This is a genomic window from Dehalococcoidia bacterium, from assembly GCA_028711995.1.
In the GTDB taxonomy this organism is placed as follows: Bacteria; Chloroflexota; Dehalococcoidia; order SZUA-161; family SpSt-899; genus JAQTRE01.
This window is the reverse complement of record JAQTRE010000153.1, coordinates 1-6,721: the sequence shown is the minus strand read 5'-3', so window position 1 is coordinate 6,721 and position 6,721 is coordinate 1. Positions and strand designations below refer to the sequence as shown.

3 protein-coding genes are annotated in these 6,721 nt (G+C 55.2%); all 3 read right to left on the bottom strand.

Annotation, left to right across the window (positions count from 1 at the left end; translation table 11 throughout):
- Positions 1 to 293: 293 nt before the first annotated feature.
- Positions 294 to 4,748, bottom strand: a complete 4,455-nt coding sequence (locus tag PHV74_14165) for an FAD-dependent oxidoreductase (GenBank protein MDD5095501.1) — start codon at positions 4,746 to 4,748, stop codon at positions 294 to 296.
- A 10-nt stretch (positions 4,749 to 4,758) separates the two neighbouring features.
- Positions 4,759 to 5,679 (bottom strand): methylenetetrahydrofolate reductase, encoded by a 921-nt coding sequence (locus PHV74_14160; protein MDD5095500.1) that lies wholly within the window; start codon positions 5,677 to 5,679, stop codon positions 4,759 to 4,761.
- 183 nt (positions 5,680 to 5,862) lie between these two features.
- On the bottom strand, positions 5,863 to 6,537 hold the full coding sequence (locus PHV74_14155; GenBank protein ID MDD5095499.1) for a methylenetetrahydrofolate reductase C-terminal domain-containing protein: 675 nt from the start codon (positions 6,535 to 6,537) through the stop codon (positions 5,863 to 5,865).
- Positions 6,538 to 6,721 lie beyond the last annotated feature (184 nt).

Sequence of the window (6,721 nt, the reverse complement as noted above, 5' to 3'; positions counted from 1 at the left end):
AGTTGTGAAATAGCCTTCACCGGGTTCTTTTCTTCGTCAACACAGCATGCAGAACTATTGGTAGGTAGAAGGATGCCGCATTTCCTACAATTGCATCCTGTATCCCCCAACTCTTTGGGGGAAGAGAATTGATTTTGGGGGACACCCCCAAACCCCTGGAAGGGAAGCATCCCTTCACCCTCTCGAACACTGGCAACTGATCACTGATAACTGGATTTGGGACACCCCCAAACCCCGGGCAGAGAGGTGTCTCTGCACTCTCAACGGGCGACCACAAAGGTCACCTCTACTGACTACTGATTACTGACAACTGATGACTGCAACTCCGCTGTTTTGGCCGATACCTGTTCGTCTTTGTAATGTTGCACACTGATGGCTTTTCCGGGGCAAGAGCTGGCGCAAATGCCGCATCCCTGGCAAGCGGCCGCTTCGATCCGGGAAATACCTTTCTCGTTGATCCTCGGCACATCAAAGGGGCAAACGCGCACGCAGGTGAGACATCCCATGCACTGCTCCTTATCGACAACTGCCACAATCCCTCCGGCCATGAGGTGAGGCTGAGAAAGGATGGTCATGGCTCTCGATACCGCTCCGTTGGCTTGGACAATCGACTCCGAGATGAACTTGGGTGAGTGAGCCAGTCCACAGAGATACATGCCCTCGCTGACGAAATCGAGCGGCCGGAGCTTCAGGTGAGTTTCCATGTAAAAGCCATCTGCCGTTAGCGGCAGCTTTAGTTTGCTGGCAAAGGCTGGCGCATCATCGCGAGGCCGAATGCTGGCGCTCAAGACAAGCTGATCGGCATCGATCAGGATATCCATCCCCAGAATCGAATCGAACACCCGGACTTTCAAATTCCCGTTCTCTGTGATTACCTCCGGTTTCCTCTCTGCATCGAAGCGGATAAAAGTCACTCCTTTGTCCCTGGCTTCCCGGTACTTGAGTTCCTTCATCCCGTAGGTTCGGATATCGCGATAGAGGATGTAGACTTCGGTTTGAGGGTTTGACTCTTTCAACTTGATGGCGTTCTTGATCGCCTGAGAGCAGCAGATTCGGCTGCAATACATGTGGCCCTCTTCCCGCGAGCCGACGCACTGGATCATCACCACCGATTTCAGATTCTTTAGGCCTGCCCTGCTTTCGGCGATGCGCTCCTCCAGTTCAACCTGTGTGAGCACTTGATCGGACTGGCCGTAGCCATATTCACCGACGGGTTTGTATTCTGCTGCTCCGGTAGCCAGTATGACGATGCCGTGATCCACTTTTTCCAGCTTGCCGCCGGATGTTCGAATGGTGGTCCGGTAATTACCTACAAATCCGGTGGTATCCTTGATCTCCGCGCCGGTGAAAACCTTTATCATCGGCTCGCTGTTGATCTGTTCGACGAGCGCAGCCAGCAGCGCCTGCGGATTGGATCCTTCCAGTGTGTAGTGAATATGTCTCAGATTTCCGCCGAGATCATTGTCCTTTTCCACCAGGGCCACTTCAAATCCCTGCCTCGCCAGACCGAGAGCCGCCTTCATCCCGGAGAGACCGCCCCCGATGACCAATCCCCTCCGATGGATCGCCACCGGGAATCGCTGCAGCGGTTCAAGCGTGCGTGCACGGGCAACGGCCATTCGTACCAGGTCTTTGGATTTGTCCGTCGCCTCCGGCATGTGAGTGGCATGAACCCAGGAACACTGGTCGCGGATATTGGCCATCTCAAAGAGGAACTGGTTGATTCCGCCCTCCCGGCACGTATCCTGGAAGAGCGACTCGTGCGTGCGAGGGCTGCAGGAAGCCACCACTACGCGGTTCAAGCCAAGCTCATCGATGGCCTTGATGATCTTGTTCTGCGTATCGGTGGAACAAGTGTAGAGATTCTCCTCGGCATGGACCACATTGGGAAGGGTTTTGGCGTATTCAGCCACGGAGGTGACATCGACTACCCGAGCGATGTTCGTTCCGCAGCGGCAGACAAAGACTCCCACTCTCGGTTCCTGCCCCCGGCAATCCTTCTCCGGCGGGTATTCCTTCTCTGAAACCAGAGTACCGCGCGCTTCGGCAATTCCCTGTGAAGCTAAAAGCGCCGCGCTACTGGCATTCATCACAGATTCGGGGATGTCCATCGGGGTGTCAAAAGCTCCGGCTACAAATATCCCGGTCCTTGATGTGATATTGGGCGTAAGCTCATCGGTCAGGCAGAAGCCGTATTTGTCGGTGCTGATATCCAGTGTTTTTGCCAGGTCCCGGGCGCTTGATGAAGGCACAATCCCCACCGAGAGCACCACCATGTCGAATTCCTCTTGGACTTTCTTCCCACCGTCTCCGGTGTATTCCAGAATCAGGTTATGGCTTTGCTGCAGCTCCTTGACTGTTGCTGGAATGCTTTTGATATATCGGACGCCGGATTTTTTGGCCGACTCATAATAGCACTCAAAACCTTTGCCGAAGGCCCTCAGATCGTTGTAGAAAATGGTCGGCTGGATGCTGGAATTGTGCTCGCGGGCGATGACCGCCTCCTTGGTGGCGTACATGCAGCAGACCGAAGAGCAGTATTCCTTGCCGCAGGTTTCATCGCGGGAGCCGACGCACTGAATCCAGGCGATTTTGATCGGGTGTTTGGTGTCGGAAGGGCGCAGTATCTGTCCCTGAAACGGACCGGAGGCGCTCAAAATACGCTCGAACTCCATGCTGGTGACCACATTGGGCATCCGGCCGTAGCCGTATTCGCCCTTGATGGCGGCATCGAAGGGATCAAATCCGGGAGCCAGCACAATCGAGCCGACCCTGATCTCGGCGATTTCCTCCCCGGCGGTGTGATCGATGGCCTTTGACTGACAGACCGAGACGCACTGGAGACATTCGCTGCACAGGCCGCAATCCAGACATCTTTCGGCTTCCAATCTGGCCTGTTCCTCGGTATAGCAGGACTCGATCTCCTCGAAGCTGGAAATCCGTTTTTCAAGCGATAATTTGGAGATCGGAGTGCGGGCCAGTTTGGGATGTTTGCCGGTAGGAATTGGCGCCCCTTCCTCTTTCCTCTTCTGACGGCCTTCCCTCAGATCGGCTCCCTGCAAAAAGCGGTCGATGGAAATGGCAGCTTCGTGGCCTTGCGCGATGGCCTCAACGGCCGATTTCGGTCCGGTGACGGCGTCGCCGCCGGCAAAGACACCGCTTTCATCAGTGGCCAGCGTGATGGGGTCGGCAACGAGAAAACCGCCGGGGCTGGTTTTGATGCTTGAGTTTTTCTCCAAAAGCGAAAGGTCGACGGCCTGGCCGACGGCAATGATCACCGTGTCGCAATCGATTTTTTGGGTGATCGACTTATCGAAAACCGGATTGAACCGTTTCTGGCTATCGAATACTGAAGTGCATTTCTCGAACTCAATAGCGGAAACCGTGCCGTTGGAACCGATGATTTGCTTCGGGCCCCATGAGTTGTGAATCCGGATGCCCTCTTCCTCGGCCTCTGATATCTCCCATGAGTGAGCAGGCATTTCTTGCGGAGATTCCAGACAGACGGCATGGACTTCTTTGGTGCCCAGTCTGACCGCCGTGCGGGCGGTATCCATCGCGGTGTTGCCGCCGCCAATGACGACGACTTTCGATCCCAGTTGGATATCCTGCCCCTGATTGGCGGCGCGGAGGAAGTCCAGCACCGGCCATACCTGCGACAGATCGGCTCCCGGAATGGGAAGCCCCCGGCTCTTTTGCGCGCCGATACCCAGATAGACTGCCTTGTATCCCTGAGCTTTCAGGTCGGCGATTGAGCTTACGGGAGTGTTGAGCTTGAGCTCGATGCCGAGATCGATAATATCCTGAATATCCTCTGCCAGAATGTCTTTGGGCAAGCGATATTTGGGGATGCTCGACCAGAGCTGGCCGCCCGGCTGAGGAGCAGCTTCGAAGATGGTTACCGGGTAACCCAGTTTCAGCAGATCGAAGGCGCAGGCGATTCCCGATGGCCCGGCGCCGACCACCGCTACCTTGGCTTTATTGTGATCAATAGGTAATTTCGGCTGTGGAGGGACTTCTCCGGTTACCCTCTTTTGCCTGACGATGTCGGCGGCGAAGCGCTTGAGCGGAGCGATGGCCACGGGCTGATCCATCTGACTTCGATTGCACCGGGATTCGCAGGGATGATGGCAAATGCGCCCCAGGACAGCCGGAAGCGGGATCCACTGCTTGATATGGTCGAGTGCTTCCGTATATTCCCCCTTGGAAATGAGAGCAACGTATCCCTGTCCGTTGCAACCGGCAGGACAGGTGATCTTGCAGGGTGGGCGGGCCGCTTTGCTGATGGCAAACGCGCTGGGAACGGCCTGTGGATATCTTTTGTGAATAGCCTTGCGCTCGCTCAGTCCTTGCTCAAACTCGTTGGGCAGATCGACCGGGCAGGCGGTGATGCAGTCGCCGCAGGCGGTGCATTTCTCTGTATTGACATAACGCGGACTCCTTTGCACTTTGACGCTGAAGTTGCCGGCATCACCTTCGACGGACTGCACCCGCGAGTTGGTCAGAATCTCGATATTGAGGTGCTTGCTGACCTCGATCAGCTTGGGCGAGATCATGCACATGGAGCAGTCGTTGGTGGGGAAGGTCTTATCCAGCTGCGCCATGCGTCCGCCGATAGCGCTGGATTCTTCCACCAGGTAGACCTTAAATCCGGAGTTGGCCAGGTCCAGCGCCGATTGCATACCGGCAATGCCGCCCCCGACCACCATCACCGCCCCGATTTTCTTCCCGTTCGCATTGTTGGCCATAGCTACTCACTCACGACAGGCTCGGCCGGGGCAAAAGCCCGGCCCTCTCGACCACCATCGGCACAATCTCCTCCCAGTCCATAGGCATGATGTGAATTCCGTGAACGCCGGGTATCTTTTTGAGCTGTTCGATGGTCTCAATGGCGATCATTGCCCCTTCTGCCTGGCTATCGGCAGCATCTCCCATTCGGCGGATGAATTCATCAGGAACCCTCGAGCCGGGAACATGGTCCTGTATGTGGCGAGCCATATCCGCCGACCTGAGAGGGGTGACTCCGGCCAGAATATGTGTCTGCGTATCCAATCCGCGAGCCTCCGCTTCCTTCATCCAGGCGGCAAACCGGTCGATATCGAAAATCGCCTGTGTCTGAATAAAATCGGTCCCTGCCTTCACCTTCTTGGTCAGTCTCTGTATCCTGAACTCCGGCGGATCGGCAAAGGGATTTTCAACAGCCCCAATGAAGATAGGCACCTCTCCCGAAATGTCATCGCCGCAAATGAACTTTCTCTCATCTCGCATTGCCTTAAGCGCCTGGATCAACTGAATGGAATCGATATCGAAGACACCTTTAGCGCCGGGGTGATTGCCGAGCGTTTGATGATCCCCGGAAAGGCAGAGGATATTACCGATTCCCAGCGCTACTGCCCCTAGAACATCGCTCTGGATGGCGATCCGATTGCGGTCCCGGCAGGTCATCTGGAATATCGGGTCTGCCCCTGTTTGCTTCATTATAACGCATCCGGCGATGCTGGACATTCTGACGATGGCAGATTGGTTATCGGCAATATTGACGGCATCAACCGAATTCCTGATTGCTGCTGCTAGTTTTTCCACCATGCGGGTGGAAACGCCCTTTGGCGGAGTGATTTCAGCTGTCACCGCGAATTTGCCGCTCTCCAGTACCTTTTCCAGGTTCGTTCCTGCTTTCATGATGCTCCAAACAAAAATCTTCTGATTGTCATTCCCGTTAGTGCCCCGTCATTCCGGCGCAGGCCGAAATCTGTATAATGCTCTCTCTGGACTCCGGTTTTCACCGGAGTGATAGTTTCAGATTCTTTTCCTCGCCTGCGGCTCATCAGAATGACACCGCCGGGCGAGTCGAGCCTTGTGCCCCTACGATAAACCGATGGCATCTTCTCGGACAATGCTTCGGGGAATCCCGGAGCCGCTCGTCCTCCAATCCCGGATGGGTTGGATAATATCCATTTTGTGAAGTTGCCCCAAGGCCGAGAGCCGATCGTAAATCAGTTGCCAAGCGCATGGCGTTTCCGGCGAGACCTCGCATTTGCCCTCTTTCGAGCCGCCGCAGGGTCCATTGAACAAGCTCTTGGCGCATCGAGCTACGGGGCAAATTCCTCCCGTATCGGCCAGAATACAATCCCCGCATCCCCGGCATCGTTCCAGCCATGTGCCTTCCCGATCGGCCACGGCAAGAAAGGTTGTGTTCAAAGCGGGAACCACAGGCAGCGGTATCAACATATCCGACAGCAGTTGTACTCCTGCTCCGCAAGCCATGGAAAGAACCGCATCGAAGTTTCGAGCTTGCTCCACAATCGACTCGATATACTCCCGGTCACACTGGCGCTGGAGAGTGTTCTCGGCTATTTCCATCCCTGTCTGGCGAAATTTGGCATCCATCCGCAGTTGGGAAGCTAGAAGAGAAACCTCCTTCTGGCCTCCGGCCAGACACACGCTGACGCAGGTGCCGCATCCCAATATAAGCACCTTTTTGTAGCCCTCAAGCATCGCCTTGATTTCTGTGAACGGTTTTCTTTCTCCGACGATCATAATGGTAATCCTTCTTCCAGAATGCCTGAGCTAAGAGCGATCTGCCCGTTGCTTTTACTAAACCCCCTCGATCCCCCGAGCTTCAGGATGCAATTGCACATTATCATTGAGAGGGATGATGGTCTTGATGGTCAGCCGACCATCGTCATAGTAGATTATCTCATCTACCAGCAAACGCAGCAAT